This is a genomic window from Sphaerisporangium sp. NPDC005289, from assembly GCF_040607455.1.
GTDB lineage: Bacteria > Actinomycetota > Actinomycetes > Streptosporangiales > Streptosporangiaceae > Sphaerisporangium > Sphaerisporangium rhizosphaerae.
This window is the reverse complement of record NZ_JBEXGS010000002.1, coordinates 91213-116418: the sequence shown is the minus strand read 5'-3', so window position 1 is coordinate 116418 and position 25206 is coordinate 91213. Positions and strand designations below refer to the sequence as shown.

At 73.3% G+C, this 25206-nt stretch carries 19 protein-coding genes; 7 read left to right on the top strand and 12 right to left on the bottom strand.

Going from position 1 to position 25206, the window contains the following annotated elements; translation table 11 throughout:
- Positions 1–230: 230 nt before the first annotated feature.
- The 3 genes from ABZT47_RS03405 to ABZT47_RS03395 form a co-directional block, all read right to left on the bottom strand.
- Positions 231–464, bottom strand: coding sequence for a hypothetical protein (locus tag ABZT47_RS03405; RefSeq protein WP_354835677.1), 234 nt, complete (start codon positions 462–464; stop codon positions 231–233).
- Between the two features lie 266 nt (positions 465–730).
- Positions 731–2269 carry a SagB family peptide dehydrogenase gene (locus tag ABZT47_RS03400; protein WP_354835675.1) on the bottom strand — a complete coding sequence of 513 codons (1539 nt, stop codon included), beginning with the start codon at positions 2267–2269 and terminating at the stop codon, positions 731–733.
- Between the two features lie 37 nt (positions 2270–2306).
- Positions 2307–4715: a TOMM precursor leader peptide-binding protein gene (locus ABZT47_RS03395; RefSeq protein WP_354835673.1), complete on the bottom strand. Its 2409-nt coding sequence runs from the start codon at positions 4713–4715 to the stop codon at positions 2307–2309.
- Between the two features lie 488 nt (positions 4716–5203).
- On the opposite strand from ABZT47_RS03395, the gene ABZT47_RS03390 reads away from it, so the two are divergent.
- From ABZT47_RS03390 to ABZT47_RS03365, 6 genes are all read left to right on the top strand, one after another.
- Positions 5204–6841, top strand: a complete 1638-nt coding sequence (locus ABZT47_RS03390) for an AMP-binding protein (RefSeq protein ID WP_354835671.1) — start codon at positions 5204–5206, stop codon at positions 6839–6841.
- A 13-nt stretch (positions 6842–6854) separates the two neighbouring features.
- Entirely contained in the window at positions 6855–8006 is a 1152-nt protein-coding gene (locus ABZT47_RS03385) for an acyl-CoA dehydrogenase family protein (protein ID WP_354835669.1), read from the top strand.
- A gap of 29 nt (positions 8007–8035) precedes the next feature.
- On the top strand, positions 8036–9634 hold the full coding sequence (locus tag ABZT47_RS03380) for an aldehyde dehydrogenase family protein (RefSeq protein ID WP_354835667.1): 1599 nt from the start codon (positions 8036–8038) through the stop codon (positions 9632–9634).
- 14 nt (positions 9635–9648) lie between these two features.
- A complete protein-coding gene (locus ABZT47_RS03375; RefSeq protein ID WP_354835665.1) occupies positions 9649–10293 on the top strand; it encodes an SRPBCC family protein in 645 nt (214 codons plus the stop codon).
- Positions 10294–10478: 185 nt separating this feature from the next.
- Entirely contained in the window at positions 10479–10763 is a 285-nt protein-coding gene (locus ABZT47_RS03370; RefSeq protein WP_354835663.1) for an SHOCT domain-containing protein, read from the top strand.
- Positions 10764–10946: 183 nt separating this feature from the next.
- Complete coding sequence (locus tag ABZT47_RS03365) at positions 10947–12044, top strand: serine hydrolase domain-containing protein (RefSeq protein ID WP_354835660.1); 1098 nt, start codon at positions 10947–10949, stop codon at positions 12042–12044.
- Positions 12045–12234: 190 nt separating this feature from the next.
- Here the strand turns inward: ABZT47_RS03365 and ABZT47_RS03360 are convergent, their stop codons facing one another.
- Complete coding sequence (locus ABZT47_RS03360) at positions 12235–13182, bottom strand: zinc-binding dehydrogenase (RefSeq protein WP_354835657.1); 948 nt, start codon at positions 13180–13182, stop codon at positions 12235–12237.
- 474 nt (positions 13183–13656) lie between these two features.
- On the opposite strand from ABZT47_RS03360, the gene ABZT47_RS03355 reads away from it, so the two are divergent.
- A complete protein-coding gene (locus ABZT47_RS03355; protein WP_354835654.1) occupies positions 13657–14460 on the top strand; it encodes an NPP1 family protein in 804 nt (267 codons plus the stop codon).
- Positions 14461–14547: 87 nt separating this feature from the next.
- On the opposite strand, the gene ABZT47_RS03350 is transcribed toward ABZT47_RS03355, so the two are convergent.
- The 8 genes from ABZT47_RS03350 to ABZT47_RS03315 all read right to left on the bottom strand — a co-directional run bounded on the left by ABZT47_RS03350 (position 14548) and on the right by ABZT47_RS03315 (position 25061).
- Complete coding sequence (locus ABZT47_RS03350; protein WP_354835651.1) at positions 14548–15162, bottom strand: response regulator transcription factor; 615 nt, start codon at positions 15160–15162, stop codon at positions 14548–14550.
- Positions 15163–15360: 198 nt separating this feature from the next.
- On the bottom strand, positions 15361–18003 hold the full coding sequence (locus ABZT47_RS03345; protein WP_354835649.1) for a glycoside hydrolase family 3 N-terminal domain-containing protein: 2643 nt from the start codon (positions 18001–18003) through the stop codon (positions 15361–15363).
- Positions 18000–18743, bottom strand: a complete 744-nt coding sequence (locus ABZT47_RS03340) for a PIG-L family deacetylase (RefSeq protein ID WP_354835647.1) — start codon at positions 18741–18743, stop codon at positions 18000–18002. Before ABZT47_RS03340 ends, ABZT47_RS03345 begins: the two co-directional genes overlap by 4 nt.
- Positions 18733–19755 carry a glycosyltransferase gene (locus ABZT47_RS03335; protein ID WP_354835645.1) on the bottom strand — a complete coding sequence of 341 codons (1023 nt, stop codon included), beginning with the start codon at positions 19753–19755 and terminating at the stop codon, positions 18733–18735. Before ABZT47_RS03335 ends, ABZT47_RS03340 begins: the two co-directional genes overlap by 11 nt.
- Positions 19752–21017 carry a sugar efflux transporter gene (locus ABZT47_RS03330; protein ID WP_354835643.1) on the bottom strand — a complete coding sequence of 422 codons (1266 nt, stop codon included), beginning with the start codon at positions 21015–21017 and terminating at the stop codon, positions 19752–19754. The genes ABZT47_RS03335 and ABZT47_RS03330 overlap by 4 nt, the downstream gene beginning before the upstream one ends.
- Before the next feature lie 28 nt (positions 21018–21045).
- Complete coding sequence (locus ABZT47_RS03325; RefSeq protein WP_354835641.1) at positions 21046–22644, bottom strand: NAD(P)/FAD-dependent oxidoreductase; 1599 nt, start codon at positions 22642–22644, stop codon at positions 21046–21048.
- Between the two features lie 9 nt (positions 22645–22653).
- On the bottom strand, positions 22654–23814 hold the full coding sequence (locus tag ABZT47_RS03320) for a radical SAM protein (protein ID WP_354835639.1): 1161 nt from the start codon (positions 23812–23814) through the stop codon (positions 22654–22656).
- Positions 23811–25061: a galactosyltransferase-related protein gene (locus tag ABZT47_RS03315; protein WP_354835637.1), complete on the bottom strand. Its 1251-nt coding sequence runs from the start codon at positions 25059–25061 to the stop codon at positions 23811–23813. Before ABZT47_RS03315 ends, ABZT47_RS03320 begins: the two co-directional genes overlap by 4 nt.
- Between the last annotated feature and the right edge of the window lie 145 nt (positions 25062–25206).

The window sequence follows — 25206 nt, the reverse complement described above, 5'->3', positions numbered from 1 at the left end:
GACTGGGAGCGCTCCCATGTGTCCGCCGCTCTCTACGGATGTCCATGGATGGTGCGCGCCGTGATCAGGGTCTCAGGGGATTCTACGGAAGAACAGGGGTTGACGCTCATCGCGGTCGAGCGCGGGCTTGGCGTGCGAAGGGTTTCGGTCGTGCGCCGGCGCGGGGGCCCCGGGCGTGGGGGCACAGGGCGCGGAAGCGCAGGCGGAGGGCGGGCGGCGCCGCCGGTGGTTCACCCGCAGTAGGTGGGCACCGCGAACGCCGGGGTGGAGCCGTCCAGCTGCTCGATGATCAGATCCTGCCCCAGGTCGAAATGTGACTCGAACTCGTATCCGGCGTCGGCGGGGCGAATGCCGAATGCGCCGAGAAGGTGGGTTTCCCCCTGTTCCGTGGACTTCGGGTCCTGCCAGGCCTGGGCGACGAACTCGGTGAAGTGCCGGTCGGTGTCGATGGTGCAGGTCGGCATGGCCTTCCCCTTCTTTTCGCGGTGGCGTTCCCAGCTGTCCTAATTGTGCGATGAGAAGCCGGGTAAGAGGAAGGCCGCACTTCACGAACCGGTCGTGAATTCCTCATGGCCGGTATTCCCCATGGTTTGACCGAGCATTTTATATCGGACCGAAATCAGCGCTTGATATGGCGCGGCGGGCGTCGGGAGGCGACCGGAGGGCGGCGCGAGGCGGGAGGAAGCCGCCCGAAGGCGCCGCGGGACGGGCAGGGAGCGCGGCGGCGGGGTCAGCCGGCGCTCTTGTGCAGCAGCTCCGCGGCGAGGTCTCCCCAGGCGGGGTCGTTGGCCGGGCGGCGGCCGGGCGGCAGGGCCTGCGGCTCCTCGTCCCGGTTGCCGAGCGCGAACCCGCTCACGCACGACTCGGTGCGCCAGTCGGTGCCGAGGGCCCGGGCCGTGGCCTCGATGTCGGCGGCGCCGAGCGCGCACCCGGCCAGCCCCATGGCCGTGCTGACCAGGTAGAGCGTCTGGGTGAGCGCGCCGGCGTTCTTCAGGATGAGCGCGTACCCGGGGCCGGTGTACTTCCAGGAGACGCGCCTGAACCGGGCGGTGACCAGGATCAGCACCGGCGGGACGGACGCCAGGCCCGCCGACAGCCGCCCCCGGTCGAGCAGTTCCCGCAGGTCCACCGCGTCCACGTCGATCGGCTCCAGCCGGTGCCCCAGCGGGTCGTAGTGGTACATCCCATCGCGGATGCCGGCGCACCCGCTGACGGCCGTGTACAGCTCCAGCTCGTAGGCCGACCCCGCGCTCGCGTACGGGCGGTCGCTGGCCAGGCCGCTGCCCGCCCCGCCGTGGGCGGCCGAGGTGAGCGAGCGCACCCGGGCCGTCCGGTACAGCACCTCGCCGAGCTGCCGGTCGCTCAGCGGTTCATCGCCGAAGCGGAACGCGGGGTGGTGGCCCTCGATGGCGGCGGTCAGCGGCGGGTCGCCCTCGATGAGCCGGTCCCAGCACGGCCGGGGCAGCGGGACGTACCCGCCCTCGGTGGCGGGTTTGGTGACCGGCTCGACGGCCCAGCGTTCGCCCATCGGGTAGGTGGCGCCGAAGTCGCGGTCGTGCCGGCCGAGCGTCGAGCGGGTGTGGAACATCAGGTCCTGCGGCAGCCAGGTGACCAGCGCGGGATCGGTGTCCTCGGCGAAGGTGGGCGGGCCCGGCGACTCACCCGGCTCGGCCTGGACCACCATGCCGGCGGCCACCAGGTAGGCCAGGGCCGCCGCGCCCGGCACGGACGCGGGCAGCCCCGCCAGCGCGGCGTCCGGGGTCATGCCCCGGCTCAGCGCGCCGACGAGCCACATCGCCTCCGCCCGGTGGAACACCACGCGGTGCAGCGACAGCGGCGACTCCAGCCAGTACGCGCCCTCCTCGGCCCGGAGCACCGCGAACCGGGACATGCGCACCGCCCGCACCGGCGACAGCCGCGCCGGCCGGAAGCGCGCCTGCCTGCTCAGCGGCACGACCGACAGCAGGGCCCGCTCCTGGTCCAGGCCGAGCGAACGGACCACCAGGTGCTGCAGCCGGACCAGCAACCGGTCCAGCTCGGCCCGCTCGGCGGGGTCGCTGATCGCGTTCTCCAGCGAGACCGGGCCAAGGCTCATCCGGCGCAGCGCCTCCACCACCCGGGGCGCGGGATGCGGCACGCTCTCGTCGCCCCAGCGGCTGTGCAGCGTGACCACGTCCTCGCGCGCGTCGGGCTCCACGTGCACGTCCTCGCGCAGCGACCAGAGCAGGAAGCCGCCTGAGGCGGCTTCCTCGTCCAGAGGTGGGGACACGTGGCTTCTCCTGGTTCGTGTTACGGCGCGGCGCGGATCACAAGAAGAACGGGATCGGGTTGAGGTCCTGGTAGGCCGTCGGCGCGTCAAGGCGGCCGAGCGCCACCGGGACGTCGTACAGACGGCCGGGCGCGAACCTCGCCCAGAAGTGGCGCAGACCCGGGACCACGACCTTGACCACGGGCAGCCCGATGTCGGGCCGGGTCTGGTCGAGCACGAGCACCTCCAGGCCCTTGGCGCGGGCCAGCTCGGTGATGTGGGCGACGTCGTCGCGCAGGTCCGCGAACGGGGTGTACGGGCGGCAGGCCGCCGTCGTCCGCGCCAGGCCGGGGTCGGGCAGCAGGTACGGGTTCCGGGCCACCGTCTCGCGCGTCCACCAGGTCAGCAGCCCAGGGTCGGTGGTCGCGTACCCCGCGCCGTCCCCGGCCGGCGTGATGGGGAGCAACTGGCCGAGCTCGGCCAGCGCGCGGCGCAGCGCCACCTTGGGGTCGAAGTGCGCGCCGAAGCCGAACATGATGTCCTCGGCCCGGCCGCCGGTGCGCCGCGAGATCGCCGCCATCACCGGGATGCCCAGGTCGGAGGTGAGGTCCAGCACCCAGACCTCGCGGCCCATCGAGGCCAGGCCGCGCCGCACGGTGGCGATCCACGGGTCGTCGAAGGAGTCCAGCGCGACCCCGGGCTGGCGGGTGCGGTTGTACCACCACAGCGCCACCGCGTCCCGTTCCACCAGTTCGAGGAACCCCTGCAGGATCGCGTCCTCAACGCTGGCGCCGGCCGCGGCGCCGTTGGAGTCCGCGCGCACCGGCGAGGAGCCGCGCGGGGTGAACGGCCGGTAGTACAGCAGGTCGGACGGCAGGTAGCGGTGCCGCTCACCGGTGAGCGACCACACCGGGGTCCACTCCAGCGGCGCCCGCTCGTCGAATGGGGCGGGGACGTGCTGGAACGGGGGCTGCGCGGCGTTCCACCGGTCGCGGTCGCGGAACTGGCGCGGGTGGAACAGCTGGCAGGCGTCGGGGTGGACGGCGGCCTCGCCGAGCCCCCGGTAGGTGTCGGTGATCGTCGGCTCGTCGCCGAAGCGGGAGCCGCAGTAGCGTTCCACGGCCTCGCACAGCGCGCTGACCCTGGAATCGAGGTCGGTGACGCCCTTGCCGCCGGCCTGCGCGCGCAGGCCCGCCCGCGCCGTCGACAGGCTGCTCACCGGCAGCGCCAGGTTCGGGCCCGCGAGGTGGCAGTGCAGGAACGAGGGGCTGCGCGGGTCGCGCCGGACCCCGCCGATGATCCCGGTGACCGGGTCGACCAGGCCGCCGAACCGCTCCCAGACCTGGCGGGCGGACGCGGCCCGCTCGCCGGTGCCGCCGAGCGCCTCCTTGGGCCGGGAGACCGGGACGACGGCCCGGCGCACGCGGCGGGCGACCAGGCCGGGGTCTCCGCACGACGGGCACTGCGGGCGGCGGGTCAGCCGGTGGTGCCGCCCGGCCATGGTGAGGGTGTCCAGCGTCCACACCGCGTCCTGGCCGTCGTGGCGGTGCCCGGCCAGCCACTTGGCCGCCTCCAGCGCCACCGCCAGCAGCCCCATGCCGCGGGTCAGCGCGGTCGACGCCTCGGGCGGGAGCGCGGGGGCCCCGGAGGCCGTCAGCAGGCAGCTCTCGGCGCGGCGGTGGCCGCGCAGCCGCCGCTCCAGGCACGCCCAGCACGGGCCCGAGCCGGGGCGGAACACCGGGCCGACCCACACGTCGGCGCCGTTCGGCTTGGCCAGCAGCCAGGGCCGCCCGTCGGCCAGCCGGCGGGCGTTGACCTCCGCCAGCGCCGGGTCGAGGTAGTCGTCGCAGACCACCAGCGAAAGCTCGCCGCACGGCTCGCCCCCGCCGGTGTCGGGCACGGCGGCCAGGCCCGCCGCCCGGCAGGCGGCCAGGACGGCGCCGGTCTCGACGTGGCCGAGCGCGAGGACGCCGACGACCGCGCCGGCGAGCGCGGCCGGGGCGCGGGAGCCCTCCAGCCCGGCCAGGTCCCAGTAGGCCTCGGCGGCCGGGTCGGCCGGGCAGGTGGAGGCGCGGTGCCCGACGAGGTTGGCCTTGGCCATGCGGCCGAGCACCTGGCCGACCTGTGCGGCGGGCAGCTCCCGGGAGGCCTGCTCGTGGATCTCGGCGAGGGTGCGGGTGCCGTCCAGCAGCGGGGCGAGCACCTCGGCGGGGCGGCCGGACAGCGCGGTCGTGCCGCGCGCGGAGACCAGGTACACCGCCTCGCCGGGGATGATCTCGGGGCGCAGGTGGCTCTTGAAACCGATGCGCGGGGCCGTGGCGGCGCCGGTCGTGGCCGGGTCGGCCACGGGCGCCGACGCGGGCGCGGGCGCCGGGAGGGGCGTGCCGGCGACGCGGGCGCCGGGAGTCGTCGTGCCGGGGCGGCGATGGGCGACGGTGACGCCGGTGCCGGTTTCCGTTTCCACCATGAGAGCCTCTTCCGGGCCGTCGGGGGGCACAGGGGGATGCAGGCGGACCTCGCCGCCTCGGTCGGCGCATTACCCGCGGGCGCGGGGCGCAACCGCCGCCCCGGTGGAGCGACCCCGCGCACCGCATCTTGCACCGCCGCCCCGCCACGGGGCCAGTTCGCCGCTCACCTTCGCGGCATGAATCCTTCACATCGCACCGATGAGCCGGTCAGTGGCCCTTTCGCCCCATTCCCGAGCACACTTGTCGAACGTCGGACCGATCGGAGGGAGCCGGTCATGCGTCGCATCCGGTGCACAAGACCCGCCACCCCGAAATCAGCGGGAAAACGGCTCACGGACCATTTGGACCTGCGAACTCCCGCCGGTCGCCCGATGTCCTACTAGCGAGTTCTCCTCAAGCGATCGGCCGCCGCATTTTCGATGACCGGACATGCCGGCGGCGAAATACCAGACAGCCGAAAATCTGCCTCCAGGAAGGGAGCGGAAACATGGCTCCGGTGCTGGAAATCACCGGCGACCGTTTCAGGGCCGAGGGGGTGTGGCGCGACCGCACCGCCATGGACGACCTGCGCGGCGCGGTCGAGCGCTTCCCCGGCCGCACGGCGGTGGTCGTCTGGCACGCGGACGGCCGCGAGCCCGACCGGCTCACCTATGCGGAACTGGCCGCGCGCGTCGAACGGCTGGCCGCCGCCCTGCACGGGCTCGGCGTGCGCCGGGGCGACGTGGTGACCCTCCAGTTGCCGAACTCCTGGCAACTCGTCGCCCTGAGCCTGGCCTGCGCCCGCGTCGGCGCGATCGCCGGCCCCGTCGCGACCATCATGCGCCGCCGCGAGGTGGAGTTCATGACCCGGCTCACCCGCAGCCCGCTCTACGTGGCCGCCGCCGAGGTGCGCGGGTTCTCCTTCGCCGACATGAGCGCGGAGGTCGCCGCCGCGGTGCCCACGCTGCGGCACCGGGTGCTGCTCGGCGGCGGCGGGGCCGGCGGCACGCTGGACCTCGACCGCGACCTGCTCGGACGGGAGTGGGAACGGGAGGTCGAGCCGGGCGTGCTGGACGCCCACGAGGCACGGCCGGACGACCTGGCGCAGGTGATGTTCACCTCCGGCACGACCGGCGAGCCCAAGGGCGTCATGCACAGCCACAACACCCTCGGCGCGCTGAACCGCGCACAGATCGAGGTGCTGGGCCTGACCTCCGACGAGGTCACCGCCATGGGCTCGCCCACCACCCTGCAGGCCGGCTACACCTGGAACTTCCTGATGCCGCTGATCCTCGGCGCCACGGCCGTCCAGATCGACGCCTGGGACCCCGGCCTGATGCTGCGCGTCATGGAGCAGGAGGGGGTCACCTTCTTCTACGGCCCGCCGCCGTTCCTGATGGACCTCATCCGGGCCCAGCAGGAGGATCCCCGCGACCTGTCGGCGCTGCGCTCCTTCGCCACCGGCAGCGCCCCCATCCCGCCGGTGCTCGTCGAGCAGGCCCGCGACGTGCTGGGCTGCCGGCTGTACGCGCTGTGGGGGATGACCGAGAACGGCGCGGTCACCGTCACCCGTCCCGAGGACCCGCCGATGCGGGCCGCCGAGAGCGACGGGACGCCGGTGCCGGGCATGGAGGTCCGCATCGTCGATGAGCGGACCGGCCGGCCCGTGGCGCCCGGCGCGACCGGCCTGCTCCAGGTGCGCGGCGCGAGCCAGTGTCTCGGCTACTACCGCCGCGAGGAGCTCTACGCCGAGTCGCTCACCCCCGACGGGTGGTTCGACACCGGCGACCTCGCCAGGGACGACGGGCACGGCGGCATCCGCATCGCCGGCCGGGTCAAGGACGTCATCTCCCGCGGCGGGGTGAAGATCCCGGCGGTGGAGGTGGAGGCGGCGCTGCTGCGCCACCCGGCCATCCGCGACATCGCCGTCGTGGGCCTGCCCGACGAGCGGATGGGGGAGCGCGCCTGCGCGGTCATCGTCCCGGACGGGACCCCGCCCACCATTTCGGACCTGCGCGCCCACCTGGCGGAGCTGGAGATGGCCAAGCAGTACTGGCCCGAGCGCGTCGAGATCGTGGACGCGCTGCCCAGGACTCCCTCGGGCAAGGTGCAGAAGTTCGTGCTACGCGACCGGCTGAACGGCTGAGTGAGGGCATCCCATGGACTTTCTCCTGACCCCTGAGCAGAACGCGCTGGCCGAGAAGGTCCGCGCCTACGTCGCGGACCGGCTCGCCCCGGCCGCCGCCGAGAGCGACCGCGAGGGCCGGTTCGCGCCGGGCCTGTTCGCCGAGCTGGCCGCCGAAGGCCTGTTCGGGCTGCGCATCCCCGTCGAGTACGGCGGCATGGGCCTGGACGCGGTCAGCACCGGCGTCGCCATCGAGGAACTGGCGCGCGGCGACATCACCGCCTGCTACCCGGTGCTCAACGCCGCCCTGGTCGGCGGGGTGCTCAACCTGCACGGCGGCGAGGAGCTCAAGGCGCGCTGGCTGCCGTCCATCGCCCACGGCGACGCCGTCGTCGCGGTGTGCATGACCGAGCCGGCCCACGGCACCGACGCCGCGGCGCTGGAGCTGCGCGCGGAGCCGGACGGCGACGGCTGGCGGCTGTCGGGCGAGAAGACCTCCATCATGCTCGGCGCGTACGCCACTCATGGACTGGTGTTCGCCCGCACCGGAGAGAAGCGCGAGCGCTCGCGCGGCGTGACCGCCTTCTACACCCGGCTCGACGACGCCCACGTGACCCGCACGACGCTGCCCAGCCTCGGCAGCCGGACCGGCGGGCGGGCGACCATGGTCTTCGACGGGCTGCACGTCGGCCAGGAGAACGTGGTCGGCGGCACCGGGCTCGGGTTCGTGCAGGGCATGCGCGGCTTCGACTACTCCCGCGCGCTCATCGCGCTCATGGCCGTGAGCGCTGCCAGCGTCACGCTGGAGGCGGCATTCGAGCACGCCAGCGAGCGCGAGGCGTTCGGCCAGCCGCTCAGCCGCTTCCAGGGGCTGACGTTCCCCCTGGTCGAGCACGCCACCTACCTGCACGCCGCCCGGCTGCTGGCCTACGAGGCGCTGTGGCGCAACGACGCCGGCCTCAACCACCGGGTCGAGGCGAACATGGCCAAGTGGTGGGCGCCCAAGACCTCGGCCGAGGCCGCCCACCAGGCGCTGCTCACCCTCGGGCACTTCGGCTGGTCGGAGGACGGCCCGGTGGCGCGGCGCCTGCGCGACGTGATCGGCACGCAGCTCGCCGACGGCACCGCCGCCGCGACCAAGCTGGTCATCGCCCGCGAGTTCCTCGGCCGCGAGCACGCCCCCTGACCGTCCACCCGACGAGCGGAGACCGCCTGATGCGCGAACCCCACGCACCCCTGCCGACCTACGCCTCCTACGTTGGAGGACGCGACATCGACGCGGCCGAGCACATCTACGCCGTCTCGTCCCGCGCGATCCTGGAGGACGCCCCGCGCGCCCTGCGCCTGAAGCGCATGCTGGAGCGCGGCGAGATCGACCCCGCCTCGGCCGGCCCCGAGGTGATAGGCCGGTGCGCGCTGGCCGACGCCGCCACCGCCCGCGCGGCCCTGGAGGCGGCCGCCACCGCGGCCCGCGAGTGGTCCAGGAGCCCCCTGGACGTACGGCTGCGGGCCGGTGAGCTGATCCGCAAACGCCTGGCCGAGACCCGGTCCGCCTTCGTCGAGATCATGGTCGCCGAAGGGCGGACGCGGACGCTGGCGGAGTGGGAGGTCGACGGGCTGCTGCACATCGTCAGCCCCGAGACGCTGAGCTGGTGCGCCGAGCTGCTGCGGCGTGACTTCCACTACGGCGGCAAGCGCATCTCGATGCGGCGCAAGCCCGACGGGGTGGTCTGCGTCGCCCCGCCGCAGAACGCCCCCCACTCCAACGCCATCTACGGCGCCGCCGCCGTGCTGTCGGGCAACGCGGTCGTCGTGCGCGCGCCGCGCAGCATCCCGTTCGGCGTCATGTACGCCCTGCGGGAGATCGTCGCCCCCGCCCTGGAGGAGGCCGGCGCCCCGCCCGGCACCCTCAACGTGGTGTGCGGCCCGCCCATGATGCAGGAGTGGCTCGCCAGCGAGCACGTCGACGACATCATCTACTTCGGCGGCACCGAGAAGGGGCTGGTCTTCCAGAACGACTGCGTCGCCGCCGGCAAGAAGCCCATCCTCGAACTGGCGGGCAACGACTGCGCGGTCGTCTGGCGCGACGCCGACCTCGACCTCGCCGCCGGCGCGCTGGTCGAGGCGTTCCACGCCTCCGGCCAGATCTGCAACATCCCCAACCAGGTGATCGCCCACCCGGCCATAGCCGAGGAGCTGATCGCCCGCCTGGCGGACGCCGCCGCGCGGATCAGGCCCGGCTACCCCGAGCAGGAGGGCGTCGTCCTCACCCCGGTGCTGGCCGCCGACGGGTTCTTCGCCTTCCTCGCCGACGCGCTCGGCAAGGGGGCCGAGCTGGTGTGCGGCGGGCGGCGCCTGGAGGTGGACGGCACGCCGTCCGACACGGGGTTCTTCATCGAGCCCACGGTGATCCGCGTGAACGGCCTGGCCGGGGCGCGGGAGGTCGAGGCCGTGCGCAGCGAGACCTTCTTCCCGTTGCTGCCCGTGGTCGTCCCCGAGGCCGGCGGCTCCGACGAGCGCCTGCTGGACGAGGTGCTGGCGTTCGTCGACGGCAACGCCTACGGCCTGCGCAACTCGCTGTGGACCGCCGACGAGCGGATCGCCGGGCGGTTCGCCGACGAGGTGCGCAACGGCGGCGTGCTCAAGGTCAACGACGACTCGCACTGCGGCTTCTATCCCTACATGCCCTCCCACGGCGGCACCGGCTTCACCGGCGGCGTCTTCGGCGAGGCCAGCTACATGATGATCCGCACCACCCACCTCCAGGGCGTCGCCCTGACCCCCGCGAGACCGGCCGCGGCCGGCGGGATGTGAAAGGGGACCATGACATGCGAGAGGTAAGGGTGCGTGCCCGCGTCGCCCTCGACGCCCGCACCGCGCTGGCCCGCCTGACCACGAGCGCCTGGCACGGCCGCCTGGACGGCGACGCCCTGACGGTGACCACAGGGAAGCGACCTCCCACCTCCGTGGCGCCGGCCGAGCCTGCGACCCTCCTCGACATCGAGTCGCCCCCCGGCATCGAGGCGGTCCCCGGCCGCCCGGTGAGCCCGGCAGGACCGGCCGGAGTGGGAAGCGACGACGACCGCCTCAGCGAATGGGCCCTGCCCTTCCGCGGCGGCACGGTGCGCTGGCGCCAGCGCGAGTGGACGCCCGCCGCACCGGCGGACGTCTCCTCCGCGGCGCCGGGCATCGCCTTCGAGCAGGTGGACGGCGACTTCGCCGCCCTGTCCGGCGCCTGGAACCTCCTCCCCGGCCCCGGTGACGCCTCCTGCGAGGTGGTCTTCGAGGCCCGGTTCGACCTCGGCGTGCCGATGTACGACCGCGTGGTCGAGCCGCTGCTGGCGCGGGTACTCGCGCGAGCCGTACGGGCGGTCCTGGCCGCCGCCTACGGCCACGTGGAGACCGAGGAGGACCCGCCGACGATCCCCGCCCCCGAACGCCAGGTGGCCGCCGCCCTGTCGTCCGCCCGCTGAAGCGCGGGCCGCAGGAGCGGCCCCCACCACCGGCGCCGCGACCGGTCACCACCGCGGGGGCCGAGCCAGGCGGGCACGGCCACCGAGGGAACGACGGCCGGGCGGGAATGGTCCTTCGGCCCTTCCGGCGCGGGGCGCGAGGCCGCATCCTGAGCACCATGGCTCCGATCTCGGCGAATGAGCCGATGAGCGAGGAGATGAGGATGATGTACTGGAACGGGCCCGGCATGAGCTGGGGCTACGGCCTGATGATCCTGAACATGGTGCTCTTCTGGGGCCTGGTGATCGCCGTGGTCGTGCTGCTCTTCCGCTACCTGGCCCGCAGGCCGGGCGCCCGGGGCGGCTCAGGCCCCGCGGTGCCCGTGGCGGAGGACGTGCTGGCGCAGCGTTACGCCCGGGGAGAGATCGACGCGGAGGAGTACCACGCCCGCCTTGAGACCCTGCGCGGCGCCCGACCGCCCGGTCGCTGAGGCCGGGCGCGGCTCCCGTCGCGGGGCCGCCCGCCGTCACGGCGGTCCTGCGACGACGCTCGGCCTGGCCGTGGACGTCGACGCCGGTGGGGAAGCGGCCGGAGCAGGCCGCGTCGCCCACCGGGCGGGTGTTCGCCGCGCAAGCGGTGGCCGTGCGGGCGCGGCCGGGTTAGGTTGCCGTTCATGGCGGATACCCACGGCATGTGTGACGAACGGTTCGGCGCGGTGCGCGAGACGCTGGCGGCGTCCCTGGACGACCGGGACGTCGGCGCCTCGGTGGCGGTGTATCTCGAGGGCGAGCCGGTGGTGGACCTCTGGGGCGGGTACGCGGACGCGGAGCGCACCGTCCCCTGGGAGCGCGACACCATCGTCAACGTCTGGTCCACCACCAAGACCATGACCGCGCTGTGCGCGCTGATCCTCGCCGACCGCGGCGAACTCGACCTGACGGCCCCGGTGGCCAAGTACTGGCCCGAGTTCGCCGCCGCGGGCAAGGAACGCGTGGAGGTGCGGCACCTGCTCTCCCACACCGCGGGCCTGCCCGCCTTCGACGAGCCCATCACCGTCGAGCAGGTCTGCGATTGGGAGGAGTCCACGCGGCGGCTCGCCGGGCAGTTCCCGCGCTGGGAGCCGGGCACCCAGGCCGGCTACCACGCCGTCACCCAGGGGCACCTGGTCGGCGAGGTCGTCCGCCGGGTCACCGGCCGCACCCTGGGCGCCTTCTTCGCCGAGGAGGTGGCCGGGCCGCTCGGCGCCGACTTCCACATCGGGACGCCGGCCGAGCACGACCACCGCGTCGCCCCCGTCATCGCGCCCCCGCCGTCGCCGGGGGACTCCGGCGAGCCCGGCAACCCCCCGCTCCGGGCCGAGGACGCCAACACCGTCGCCTGGCGGCGCGCCGAGATCCCGGCCGGGAACGGGCACGGCAACGCCCGGGCGGTCGGCGCCGTCCAGTCCGTGCTGTCCAACGGCGGGACGGCGCGCGGGGTGCGGCTGCTGTCACCGGCCGGCTGCGAGCGCGCCCTGGAGGAGCAGTACCACGGCCCGGACCGCGTCCTCGGCGTGCCGATGCGCTACGGCATCGGGTACGGGCTGGGGGGCGGCATGTTCCCCGGCCGGCGCATCTGTTACTGGGGCGGGTGGGGCGGTTCGCTGGTCGTCAACGACCTCGACGCCCGCATGACCGTCGCCTACGCGATGAACCGCATGCTGAGCGGCAGCCTGGGCGACGACCGCGGCCTCCTGCTCGTCACGGCCGCCTACGAGAGCCTGCACGCGTAGACCCGGCGACGCGGGCCGGTGGTGGCCGCCTGGGGCGGTGACCGCCCACCTGCACCTGTCGCGGCCCTCCACCCGATGCACGCGGATGTGCGATCGGCGCCGGGGCGGCCGGTCGTGGTACGGCGAGGCCGGCGCCGCCCTGCGGCGCGCGGCCCGGTGAACGGCCGTGGACGGCGCACTAAGGGAAGCACTAGGGAACCAGCAGGGTCCGGCCGGTCGTCATCCTCGATTCGATCGCCTGGTGGGCGCCGGACGCCTCGGCCAAGGGGAAGGTCTGGCCGATGACGGGGCGCAGGCGGCCGGACGCGGCCAGGGCGAGGGCCTCCTCGGTGAGGGCGCGCGTCCGCGCGGCGTCGGGCGGAGGCGCGGAGATCACCGTCACGTGCTCGCCGGCCTGCGGCCACGAGCCGCCGGCCATGCCGTAGATGCGCGCGCGGCCGCCGGGCCGCACGGCCGACATGCCCTGCGTGCCCACCGGCCCGCCCACCCCGTCGAAGACCACGTCGACGCCGGCGCCGCCGGTCAGCTCGACCACCTCGCGCTCCCATCCGGGACGGGTGTAGTCCAGGCAGGCGACCGCGCCCAGAGACCTGACCAGCTCCGCCTTGCCGGGACCGGCCGCGCCCACCACCTTGGCGCCCGACGCCGCCGCCAGTTGCACCAGCAGGGTGCCGACGCCGCCTCCGGCCGCCTCGACCAGCACCCACTCGCCCGGCTCGATCTCCGCCTGCCGGTGCAACATGACCGCCGTCCGCCCGCCGGCCAGCAGCGCCACCGCGTCGGGCAGACTCACGCCCGGCGGGACCGGGATCGCGTCCTCCGCCCGGCCGAGGGCCAGCTCCGCGTAACCCCCCTCGCCGCCGGTCGTCGTGACCACGGTCCGCCCGGCCAGCCCGGGATCGACGTCCGCACCCACGGAACGCACCCGGCCGCCGACACCGTTGCCCGGGACGCGCGGCAGGGTGGGAGTCGCGAAGACCGGCGGGGCGTTTCCGCTCCGCACCTGCGTCTCCACGAAGGTGATGCCCGCGTACGCCACCTCCACCAGCACCTGCCCCGGTCCGGGGACCGGATCCTCGACCTGCCTGATGCGCAGGACCTCCGGCCCGCCGAACCGCTCCATCACCACAGCGCGCACGCCTGCCGTCCCTTCCCGGACCTTCGTCGAAGCGCCGTCGCCGGCGCGTCCCGGACGATCGGCACGCCGGTCGCCGGGGTGGCCGCTTCGTCTCGCAGGGCCCAGCATGCGAGTTGAACCTAGGTTGAGGTCAACCCGGTACGAGGGCCCGAACGGGATCGTCCCTGCGGCCCGGGCGCGGGGGTGGCGACGACGGCCCCCGGGGGAGCCGAGCGTTCGCTCGTGATCCATCTTTCCGCCCTCGCCGCTCCATGCCGATGTCATCCGGCGCGGGGACCTTGATCATGTGCCTGCCACGTGGTGTCGTGACACTGCGAGGCATGTTCCACATCGGCGCCGCAACGCCGCCGGTGCCCCTGCCACCCCCCACCATGCCGGCGCGATGTCGCGGCATGGCCCGTGCGTCGAGAGAGCGGAAGAATGCGAAAACTGCCGTCATTCACGTCGTCCCCCAGGGCATCGAAGTCAGCGACCGTGTCGGACAGGAGCACGTCCCCCGCCAGGCGCGCCAAGCGCGGGCGTTCCCGGCTCGGGGTCGTGCTCGGCCTCACCGCCATGGCGGTCGTGGTTCCCGCGTCGGCGGCCTTCGCCGACCCGCCGCACAACCTGCCGCAGAACGCCGGCGGATACGAGCAGTCGTTCTCGCCGGCCTTCGACTACGACGGCGACGGCTGCTACGCCACCCCCGCGATCGGACCGGACGGCACCCTCGCTCCGGGGCTGAACCCGACCGGCGCGGTCAACGGCAACTGCCGCGACCAGTCGGACCTGGACAACTCGCAGACCTACGCCCGTTCCACCTGCAACAACGGCTGGTGCGCCGTCGTCTACGCCGGGTACTTCGAAAAGGACCAGGCGCTGCCCGGCAGCAGCCTCGGCGGGCACCGCCACGACTGGGAGCACGTCATCTCCTGGATCGACCAGGCGTCCAACCGGGTGGAGTACGTGTCGACCACGCAGCACAGCGGCGTGGTCACCTACGCGCGCTCACAGGTGCGCTTCGACGGCTCCCACCCCAAGATCGTCTACCACAAGGACGGGCTGTCCACCCACTTCTTCCGGCTCGCCAACGGCAACGACGAGCCGCCGGAGAACCACTACCACAACTGGCGCTACCCCCCGCTGGTGGACTGGAACGGCTGGCCCAGCACCGCGCTGCGCGACAGGCTGATGAACGCCGACTTCGGGGCGGCGACCATCAAGATCAACGACGGGCGGTTCCAGGACCTCCTGTCGCGCTCCAAGCCGGCCGGCATCCCCTTCGACCCCTTCGCCTGACCGCCCGCCGGCCGCCTCGCTCCGCCCGGCCGGGTGTGGCGGCCGGCCTCCGTCGGCCGCTCCCGCGGCCGGCGGCGGGCGGCGGGTCTAGGGGACCCAGCCGGCCTCGGTGGCGATGCGGATGGCGTCGACGCGGTTGCGGGCGTTGAGCTTCATGACGATGGTCGTCAGGTAGTTGCGCACCGTGCCGGCGGACAGGTGGAGGCCGGCGGCGATCTCGGGGGCCTCGGCGCCCTTGGCGGCCATGCGCAGCACCTGCAGCTCGCGTTCCGACAGCGGGTTGTCGCCCACGTCCCAGGCGCTCAGGGCGAGCTGGGGGTCGATGACGCGCTTGCCGGCGGCCACGTTGCGCACCGCCTCCGCGAGCTGGTCGGCGGGGGCGTCCTTGAGCAGGAACCCCGACACCTGGGCGGCGAGCGCGCGGCGCACGGTGCCCGGCCGGCCGAGGCTGGTGAGGATGAGCGTGCGGCACGACGGCAGCTGCTGCCGCAGCAGTTCGGCCGCGGTCAGGCCGTCGACGGCCGGCAGGTCGATGTCGATGATCGCCACGTCGGGCCGATGCTCCATGGCGGCCGACACGATCGCGTCACCCCGGTCGAGCTGTGCCACGACGGTCAGATCGGGCTCGAGTTCGAGCAGGGCCACGAGCGCTCCACGCACCATGTGGACGTCCTCCGCCAGGAGGATCTTCAGGGTGCGCACTAACAGCTCCCGCTTTCCGTAGGCACCCGCCGCTTCCCTTCGTTGATCTCCCGGACAACCCTATGTGCCCGGCCCCGGAAACGTAAGCGACGGTCCTGTTTGACTTCACCTTCGCACAAAGGTGAACGGCGGGAGTTCGGGCACTCCCGCCGTTCAGGTCAAGCGGCTGGTCAAAGCGGTCGAGCGACTGGAAATCGGTCAATCGGTCAGCCAGCGCACCTCGCCGATCGAAAGGACCGTCCGGCCCTCGGTGTAGAGCATGAAGGGCACGTCCACGTGGCGCAGGTCCACGCCGGCGCGTTCGAGGTCGGCCAGCGGCACCTCCAGGGTGGTCCAGGTCCCCGCCGGCAGCGCGCGCAGGGACGGGGCGAGGTCCAGCCCGGGCTGGGCCGGGTAGTCGTCGTGACAGCCGAGGTACACCGGCAGGTCCGGGGCCTCGACGACCCGCACGTCGAAGGCGATGCGCCCGCCGGCCTCGCGGTAGCCGCGCAGGTCCCGCGGCCGCTGCTCGGGGTCCTGCGCGTAGACGAAGGCCACGTACCCCATGAACCGCAGCGACACCGCGGACGTGCCGCCCGGCCCGGGGACGGGCTCGGCCCGCACCACCAGCGTCTCGGTGGGCCGGTCGGAGGAGATGTCCTCCCGCGACCAGGTGTTGTGCCCGCCGATGCGCAGCCGGTACGCCCCGCCCGCGCGGGCTCCGGCCACCTCCAGCGGCCCGGCGACCGGGGGAGCGGGCGGCGGCGGGGGCTCCTGGTCCAGCGGCAGCTCGCCGGGGTCGGCGGCCGTGCCCGTGTCGCGCAGGGACAGTCCGAAGCCGTAGGGGAACAGCGGCTCGTGCTCGCCCTCGGGGGACAGCTCCTCCGCCGGCACCCGGTAGCCGGGGATGTGCGGCGGGACGCGGTTGACGCTCATCGACCGCTTCCTGCGCGGCCAGCTGAAGGTGAGCCGCCCCTGGAAGTCGTGGGCCGGCGCGCCGTCGGGCCCGGCGAACAGCACATCGGTGATCCCCACTCCCTCGGTGCCGGGCAGCCAGGCCACCACGAACGCGTCGGACAGGTTGATCTCCTCGGTGACGTACAGCGGGCGCCCGGTGAACATGACCGTCACCACGCGCACCCCTGCCTCGCGGAGCCGGCGCAGCGTCGCGAGGTCGCGGGCGTAGGACTGCTTGAGCCTGGCGTACTCCAGCGTCCCCCACGGCTTGATCGTGCCGCGCATCTCGGCGTAGGCGTCCTCGCCGATCGCCACCACGGCCACGTCGAACGCGGCCGGGTCGGCGTGCTCCAGGTAGGGGTCCACCTGGCAGCGGTCCTCGCCGGTGACCGAGGCCACGGCCGCGGCGAGCGTCGTCGCGCCGGGCAGGTCCGACAGGGTCACCTCGTTGCCCTGCCAGCTCAGGGTCCAGCCGCCGGCCTGCTTCCTGATGTCGTCGGCTGCGCTGCCGGCGACCAGCACCCGCGACGCCGGGGACAGCGGCAGCGTGCCGCCCGCGTTCTTCAGCAGCACCAGCGACTTGCGCACCGCCTCGCGGGCGAGCGCGCGGTGGTCGTGGTGGCCGAGCACCGACGCCTCGCCGGCCAGCGACCGCTCGCGCGGGCGCGGCTTGTCCCACAGTCCGGCCCGCATCTTGACGCGCAGCACCCGCCGCACCGCGTCGTCGACGCGCTCCATGGGGATGACGCCGGACAGGACCTGCTCGCGGGCGTTGCGCCACACCGACCGCCAGGCCTCCCGCCCGGCCACCATGAGCACGTCCAGCCCGGCGTTGATCGCGTACCCGGCGTCGCCGACGGTGCAGCCGGCCACCTCGGCGTGCGCGTCCCAGTCGCTGATCACGATGCCGTCGAAGCCCATCGCGCCCTTGAGGACGTCGGTCAGCAGGTACCGGCTGCCGCAGATCTTGTGGTTGTAGGCGACCGGGCGCCCGGGGGTGTGATCGTAGTTGGCCGGTCCCGACCAGCCGCTGAAGGACGCCATGACCGCCTGCGCGCCGGCCTCGATGGCGGAGATGAACCCCATCGCGTGGATGTTGCGCAGCACGTCCTCCTCGCAGCGGGCCGTGCCCCGGTCGACGCCCTCGAAAGTGGCGCCGTCGGCGACCCAGTGCTTGATGGTGGAGATGACGTGCGCGTCGGTGGCCAGCCCGTCCGTGCCGCCCTGCAACCCGCTCACCATCTCGCGCGCGTAGGCGTACACGACCTCGGGGTCCTCGGAGTAGCCCTCGTAGTAGCGCCCCCAGCGGCGGTCCCTGGGAGTGGCGACGGTCGGGGCGAAGGTCCAGTCCATCCCGGTCGCGGCGATCTCGCGGGCGGTGGCCTCGCCGATCCTGCGCACCAGGCCGGGGTCGCGCGCGGCGCCCAGGCCGATGTTGTGCGGGAAGATCGTCGCCCCGTACACGTTGTTGTGGCCGTGCACCGCGTCGGTGGCCCACATGAACGGGACGCGGAAGGGACGGTCGGCGTACCCCTCCTCGACGGCCTCCCAGAACGCGTCGACGGTCTCGACCCATTCCTTGACGTCGGCGTGCCGGTTCCCGCCCGGCCAGATGCCGGCGCCGTTCAGCGCCGAGCCGATCTTGTACTCGCGGGCGTCCTCCAGGGTCAGCTCGGCCAGCTCGGGCTGGATCATCTGGCCGAGCTTCTCCTCCAGCGTCATCTGCGCCAGGATGCCCTCGACGCGCTCCTCGACCCGCGGGTCGGCCGCGAACGCCGAGGCCACGCGCGGCCACTCGGGGAAGTAGGGCAGCCCGGCCGCGGGCGCCCCGGCGCCGTCCCGCCCCGTCCCGCCGGCGGCGGCGGCGGCGTCCTCGGTGGTCCGGTTCTCCGCCTGGCCGGTCACGCGTCCTCCTCGGGCTCGTCGATCCAGAAGTCCTCGGTGCGCTTGGCGCGCAGGCGCGCGAGGAACGGCTCGGGCACCACGGTGCGGGTCTGCGCCGGGGAGAACAGCGTCACCTGGGTGCGGTGCTCCTCCAGCGCGTCCAGCTTGCGGGCCACCCACGGCGCGATGTCCACGCTCACCAGCCGCTCGGTGGGGGACGGCTCGCGCTCTGGCTCGGCGCGGTTGGCGAACGCGAACGCGGCCTCGGTGTCCTCGTCCCACACCACGTACTTGCGCAGCCGCGGCGACAGGCCGAGCCCGGCCAGGCAGCCGGTCACGCCCTCGCCGGTCAGCCGGTGGTCGGCGTTCAGTTCGCGCACGTCGTGCGGCAGGTACACCTCGGCCACGTCCCTGTGCCCGGCCAGCAGGCGCGTCACCTGGGCGCGGAAGGCGTCCATCGACGCGGCGAGCCGGGTGTCGGTGTGGCCCAGCCAGACCACGTTCTCGGCCGGCACGCCGAGCGCCTTGGCGGCCGACTCGGCCTCCTTGCGCCGGATGACCGCCAGTTCGGCGGGCGTGGGATCGGAGTCGATGCCGAGGACGGCGCTGTGCGAGCGCGACCCGTCGGTGGAGAACACGATGAGGACGCGGGCGCCCGCGGCGGCCCTGGCCGCGATGACGCCGCCGCAGGCGATGACCTCGTCGTCGGGGTGCGGGGCGAAGACGATGACCGTCTCGCCCGCCGCCGGCTCAGCGCGCATGCTCCACCACCTTGGCCAGCGCCCGCTCGCGCGCGGCCCGCGCCCGCGCGCTGACGATCTCCGCCTGCTCCAGCAGGGGCAGCTTCGGGTGGACGATCCCCGCCGGCTCCGGCGCCGCCGCGCCGGCCAGGTACTCCTCGCAGGAGGGCAGGCCGCGTTCACGGACCAGGTCGTTGATCAGGAAGAAGTGGTTGCCGACGACCAGGCGCGTGATCGGGGTGTCGTGCTTCTGGGCGATGTACTCGTAGTTGCCGAGCGCGCCGCCGACGTTGGCGTCGTAGTCCTTCTCGTGCGGGTGGTGGATGGCCGCGGCCTCGCGGTTGAGCACGAACCTGGCGCCGCCGCGGTGCAGCCGGTAGCCGATCTCGACGTCCTCCCCGCCCCAGCGGCTGAACCACTCGTCGAACCCGCCGATCTCGCGCAGCAGATCGGTGGACGCCGAGACGTCGCAGGTCCAGTAGACGACCCAGGGGACCGGCTCGTCGGCGAAGTCGTCGCCGTAGATTGAGTAGAAGTCCTCGCGGATGTCCAGCCACTGCCCCTTGTCGCGCAGCATGGCGATGGTGGCGTCGGGGTCGTCGACGTCGATGACGCCCAGCATCTGCGCGCCGTCCTCGTTGCCCTCGTTGAAGCAGTAGACGTAGCCGACCACGGCCACCGGGCCCGGCCAGGCCGCGTGGCTGGCCAGGTGGGCCACAAGGCAGCCGGAGGCGAGCAGGACGCCGGAGTCGACGAAGACGCAGACCTCGCCCCGGGCGTTCGCGATGCCCACGTTGCGGGCCTTGGCCACCCGGTAGCCGCGGTCCTCCTGGTAGAAGTAGCGCACGTCGAGACGGTCCTTGAACGACTCCACCACGGCCGCGGTGTCGTCGCTCGACCCGTCGTCGACCACCAGCACCTCGAAGTCCGCGGAGGAGAGGGTCTGCCGTACGAGGGAGTTGAGGGTGTGGGCGAGCAGCTCGGCCCGGTTGTACGTCGGGATGATCACACTGCACGTGGGCGTGCTTTTCATGCTTTTCTCCTAAGGATGACGGAGAGGAGCGCTCCGGCGGACAGGACGGCGCAGGCCCAGAAGACGTTGGTGAAGCCCACGTACTGGGCGACGATCCCGGCGACGACCCCGCCGAGGAAGATGCCCGCCTTGAACGCGCTGGAGTACAGGGAGGAGGCGACGCCGGGACGGTCGGGCATCGAGTCCTGCAGGATGGTCACCGGGATGCTGAGCGCGATGGCCGTCCAGATGGCGTTGGGCACCTGCAGCAGCAGCAGCGCCGGCTTGGAGGTCGCGAACGGCATGGCGGCGAAGAACAGGGTGGCGCAGATGGCGGCTCCCATGACCACCCGCCAGTGGCCGATGCGGTCCGCCTTCGCGCCGATGTACATGATCGCGGGAACCTCCAGCGCCGAGCCGAGCCCGAGGACCAGCCCGGTGAACCCCTCGTCCATGCCGAGGTCCTTGGTGATGTAGAGCGCGATGTCGAACTGGTACATGGCGTTGACGGCCAGCAGCAGCACGATCGTGACCAGCAGCGCCTTCACCTTCGGGGTCAGCCCCGCGAACGGGTTGCGCGTCCTGCGCTCCGGTTCCGCGGTCACGGCCGCGCCGCCGGAGCCGCCGGTCCCGGCGTCGGCGTCGGCGATGAGGGAGGCGGTGCTGTCCGCGTCCGGGGCCGGCCGCCGGTCGGTGTTGGGCAGCCCCACGAAGCAGATCACCCCGCCGATGGCGTAGAGCACGGCGGCGACCCCGTACAGCGTCTCGAACCCGCGGGTGGCGATCAGCGCGAACGCCAGCGGCGGGCCGGCGATCCAGGCCAGCGAGGTCACCGCCCGCAGCGCCGAGTTGAAGAACGTCACGCCGTGGCCGCGGGTCTCGGCCAGCTCGCGGGTGTAGGCGAACATCTGCGGGAAGGTGGCGCCGCCGAGCCCGAACATCACCGCGGAGGAGGCCAGCAGCAGCCAGTACTCGCGCAGGAACAGGTAGCACAGCGCGCCCCCGGCCGCGAACATGGCGCAGACGCCCAGCACGATCCTGCGGTTGCCGATGCGGTCCGACAGAACCCCGACCGACAGGTCGGTGGCGATCTCGGCGATCGCCCGCCCGGCGACGAACGCCCCGATCATCAGCGGCGTGGCGCGCACGGCGTCGGCCAGGAAGAGGCTGACGGTGGGGACCACCATCGCGCCCCCCACCCCGATGGCGGCGGTGGCGGCCGCGAGGCGGGTGACCGCGCCGTCCCTGAAGATGCGCAGGCCGCTGCTCTTCGTCGAATACACATCGTCTCCTTGGGGGGTGAGGGCGGGACTAGCCGGCGTCCGGCCCGGGACGCGCCCGCAGGGACGCCGTCCCCGCGGCGGGCGGTTGGGGATCGCCCTGCAGCCGCTGGCGGTAGGGCAGCCACGGGGCGACGCGGCGCGCCGGCGGCACCTCCAGCGCCCCGGCGTGCTCGGCCGCGCCGATCTGGCCGGACGCCAGCAGAGCGTCCAGCGCCGGCCGGGGCAGCCAGGCGAGGAGCCGCAGTTTGAGGCCGGGAAGGTCGAACAGCTCGTCGCAGGGCGCCGGACGGTCGGTCTGCGCGCCCGGCCGCAGGTTCGCCGGGTCGACGACCCCCGACACCAGCCGCCAGTAGTCGGCGAACTGGGTGGCGGGGTCGGGCAGCGCGCCGCTGTCCAGGCCGATGCGGACGGTCTCCAGCCAGCAGTCGTAGTAGCGGCGCTCGTGCAGCGCGCCCATGTGGCGCTCGCACCAGGCGGCCATCTCCTCCCGGCCCGGCAGCTCGGCCTTGCCCGACAGCACGGCGAGCGCCCATCCGGCGATGGCCTCGAAGTACGGGCAGGCCGTGCCGAACGCGTCGGTGTCCACCGGGGTGTTGACCACCACCAGGGACGGGTCCCGGTACCAGAAGAAGTGCTCGTACAGCTCCCGGCGGTCGAAGCCCTCGACGAACCCGTAGTCGGGCATCTGGTACCCCAGGCACAGGATCACCGCGTCGTACCGGCCCCACGTCCCGTCCGCGAAGACGACGCGGCCGTCGGCGGCGAAGCGGTCGAACGCCGCGCGGGCCCCCACCTCGCCGCGGTGCACGTGCGGCACGATCTTCTCGTTGACGTGCACGGCGCCGTGGAATCCGGTCTCCGGCAGCAGACCCGTGTCCCGGTACATGGCCATGTACTCCGGCATCAGCCGCGACAGCCACGCCAGGTAGCCGTCGTAGGGCATCTCCTCCAGGGCGACCCGGCCGATGTAGGAGAACAGCATGTCGTTGGCCAGGCCGCCGCAGTCGCGGGGCAGGAACAGCGCCTTGCGGCGCACCGCCCAGTCGACCGCCGCCGCCTCTCCGACCAGCTCCGAGGCGATGTCGGCGCCGCTCACCCCGCCGCCGGCCACCAGCACGCGAAGGCCGCGGAAGGCGTCCGGGCGGCGGTAGTCCTTGGCGGTCAGCACGCGGACGCCGTGCGGCGCCTCGCCGGCGGCGGGCGGCACCCTGGGCCGCCACAGCTCGCCGTTGGCGACCATGACCGCGTCGAACCGGGCGGTGACCGGCACGCCACGGCACTCGGCCGTGACGTGCCAGTCGCCCTCGCCGCCGGCCACCCGGGTCACCTCGTGCCCGAACCGGATGACCGGCCACACCCCGAACCGCTCGGCGTATCCGCGCAGGTACGCGTGCACCTCGGGGACGGTCAGGAAGTCGCCGCCCTGCCGCGGGGCGAAGTCGGAGAACGGGAAGCCGGACCGCGAGGTCTGCATCCTGACGCCCTCGTAGGCGCCGAGCGACGCCGGATTCCAGATGCCTCCCACGTCGTCGTGCTTCTCGAACACCACGACGTCATGTCCCGCCTCCAGCGCCTGCTTGGCGCTGGTGAGGCCCGCGGGCCCCGCTCCGATCACCGCGATGCGCATTCCCGCCGCCTAGATGAAGGGGTCGAAGTCGTCGAGGAGCTCCACCGGCCGGCCACGGCCCGGCATCGCGGCGATCTCCAGGTTGGTCTGGTGCCGCGCGCAGTGGAACCGGCAGTCGGTGCTCGGGTCGACGACGGTGGTGTCGGCCTTGGCCCACAGCTCGGCGAAGGACGACTCGTTGATGTCGCCGAGCCTGGCCTTGTCGTTGCCCCGGTGGTAGGGGCAGACGAACACGCCGTTCGGCGTCACGGTCGTGCGCAGCTCGGCCACGTGGCAGGTGCGGTAGTCCTTGGGCTGCACCGGGTCCAGGTCGTGGCGCACCGTCTCCCAGTTGGAGGAGCCGAGCAGGTGGAACGAGCCGTCCTCCAGCTCGCGCAGCCGGGCGATCTGCTCCTCGACCAGGGCGACGTCGGCGGGCGTCTGGTTGACGGTGAAGTGGTCGTCGTCGAGCATCGCCTTCAGCTCGAAGTAGTCGCAGCCGAGGTCCTTGGCGAGCTTCCCGGCCGTGTACACCTCGTGGTAGTTGGTGTCGACCACGGCGCCCGCGGCGTCGCGGCGCTGCATCAGCAGGAAGGAGTACCCGAGCGCGCCGCGCTTGCGCTCGGCCAGCGCCCGCAGGTTGTCCACGATGAGCGGGAAGACGCTGGTCTTGCGGCGGCTCGGCCGGAACTTGTCGTAGGTCTCCATCGTGCCGGCGTCCATCGACACCCGCACCCAGGACACCATCTCGGCGAGCTGGTCGATGTAGCGGGCGATGAGCGTGCCGTTGGTGACCAGACCGACCTGGATGCCGGCCTCGTACAGGATGGTGATGATCGTCCCGATCGACCGGTGCATCAGCGGCTCGCCGCCGCCGATGAGGATCACCGCCTTGACGCTGGAGGCGGCCAGTTCGTGCGCCAGCTCGACGATGCGGTCGCGCGAGAGCTGGCCCTTGTGCAGCACCCCGGCGCTGATGCACTCGGGGCAGGCCAGGTCGCACAGGGTGGTCGGGTCCAGGTCGACCACCAGGGGGGAGCCGAGCCTGCGCCCGTGCGCGACCTCCGCGGCGCTCGGGTACACCGACCGCTGGTACAGCTTGCCGGCCAGGTCGAGGTTGCGGTCGATCCGGTCGGTGCCCAGGGTCCGCTCGGACCTGCCGGCGGCCGACAGGTCGTGGATGAGGGTCATGCCGCCTCCACCGCCGCGGCGCGCTCCGCCGAGTCGCCGCGCTCGGCGCGCTCGGTGAACTCGTGGGCGAAGCGGTCGATGCGCCCGATGGGCTCCTCGGGCTTCCAGCTCAGCGGCGGGATGTGCGCGTTGGTCAGCTCGCCGTCCTCGCGCAGCGCCGACGCCGGGGGGTGGCGCAGGTGCAGCAGCGGGTCGTCGTAGCTGTCGTAGGCGTTGGCGAAGTCGAAGCGGTAGTTGAAGTCGATGTCCTCGCCGCCCCAGCCCTCGTACCGCTCGTCCATGCCGTCGATGCGGTGGAAGGCGCTGGTGCGCACCCACAGCGAGCAGCCCGGCCCGCGGCGCAGCGTGTAGCCGCGCAGCCGGTCCAGATCAGGCTGGCCGGCGCAATCCCACAGCCGCTCCTTGATCGCCCTCTGGCTGGAGGGGGTGTCCAGGCACAGCATGTTGCGGTAGGTGAGGTGGCCCATCGTGCCGGGCCGCTCGAACCGGGTCGCGTTGCGCTCGACGAACTCGCGGTCGGCGAGCACGTCGGCGTCCAGGATGGAGATGACCTCCGAGTGGCCGGGGGAGTGCACCACGCCGACGTTGACCACCCACGACTTGTTGAAGGTGCTCGCCTTGGGGGCGAACAGGTAGTTGTCGGCGTAGGGCTCGATGACGTCGCGCCAGCGCGGGAAGGAGTCGGACTCCACCACCGTGACCTGGTAGCGCTCACGGGGGAAGGACTGGTCGCGCAGCGACTGCAGGCAGGCCAGCAGGTTGCGCAGGCGGGCGCCGCCGGTGTCGCGGTCGCGGAAGGGCACGACGATGAGCACCTCGGGGTCGGCGCCGGCCGGCAGCCCGGGCCCCGGCGGCAGGGTGCGCAGCTCTTCGACGGTGACCACGCTCTCCTTGGCCGTGTAGGCGGCGCCCACATGGTGGCCCAGGCGGTTGTTGCACTCCGACTGCCACGCCAGGTCGAAGATGCGGTCCAGTCCCGGACCCTGCGCCTCGGGCGCCTTCAGGGCCTCGCGCAGGGCGGCGTACCGGCCGGCGTCGGACGGGTCGGCGATCAGGGCGCGTCCGAGCTCCCGGACGGCGGGGTCCTCGGCGTCGCGCACGGCCTCCACCACCGCTCCGGTGAACGGGCGCGCGCACTCCCAGTAGTAAAGGCCCGACTGGGGCGCGTCCGGGTCGAGGGCAACCGCGATGGAGTCCACGACGGCGGTGGCGAGAGTATCGAGATCCGACGGTCGCAAGGTGGGCATCGGAGCTCCTTCCGGTTAAGGGGGACATACGGGGGCGGCGCCGTTTGCCAAGACGAAGGTACGAAAGGCGGCGGTGCCGGGTTAATGGCCGGCGCTACTCCATTGGCGCCCGGCGTTACTCAATTCGCGGACCGGCCGCCCGGAA

Coding starts and splice junctions, on each gene's coding strand:
- ABZT47_RS03395 (WP_354835673.1), bottom strand. CDS start 4,715: ATGGTGGAAACGGAAACCGGCACCGGCGTCACCGTCGCCCATCGCCGC.
- ABZT47_RS03370 (WP_354835663.1), top strand. CDS start 10,479: ATGAGCGAGGAGATGAGGATGATGTACTGGAACGGGCCCGGCATGAGC.
- ABZT47_RS03315 (WP_354835637.1), bottom strand. CDS start 25,061: ATGCCCACCTTGCGACCGTCGGATCTCGATACTCTCGCCACCGCCGTC.
- ABZT47_RS03380 (WP_354835667.1), top strand. CDS start 8,036: ATGCGCGAACCCCACGCACCCCTGCCGACCTACGCCTCCTACGTTGGA.
- ABZT47_RS03335 (WP_354835645.1), bottom strand. CDS start 19,755: ATGAAAAGCACGCCCACGTGCAGTGTGATCATCCCGACGTACAACCGG.
- ABZT47_RS03340 (WP_354835647.1), bottom strand. CDS start 18,743: ATGCGCGCTGAGCCGGCGGCGGGCGAGACGGTCATCGTCTTCGCCCCG.
- ABZT47_RS03325 (WP_354835641.1), bottom strand. CDS start 22,644: ATGCGCATCGCGGTGATCGGAGCGGGGCCCGCGGGCCTCACCAGCGCC.
- ABZT47_RS03375 (WP_354835665.1), top strand. CDS start 9,649: ATGCGAGAGGTAAGGGTGCGTGCCCGCGTCGCCCTCGACGCCCGCACC.
- ABZT47_RS03405 (WP_354835677.1), bottom strand. CDS start 464: ATGCCGACCTGCACCATCGACACCGACCGGCACTTCACCGAGTTCGTC.
- ABZT47_RS03385 (WP_354835669.1), top strand. CDS start 6,855: ATGGACTTTCTCCTGACCCCTGAGCAGAACGCGCTGGCCGAGAAGGTC.
- ABZT47_RS03365 (WP_354835660.1), top strand. CDS start 10,947: ATGGCGGATACCCACGGCATGTGTGACGAACGGTTCGGCGCGGTGCGC.
- ABZT47_RS03390 (WP_354835671.1), top strand. CDS start 5,204: ATGGCTCCGGTGCTGGAAATCACCGGCGACCGTTTCAGGGCCGAGGGG.
- ABZT47_RS03320 (WP_354835639.1), bottom strand. CDS start 23,814: ATGACCCTCATCCACGACCTGTCGGCCGCCGGCAGGTCCGAGCGGACC.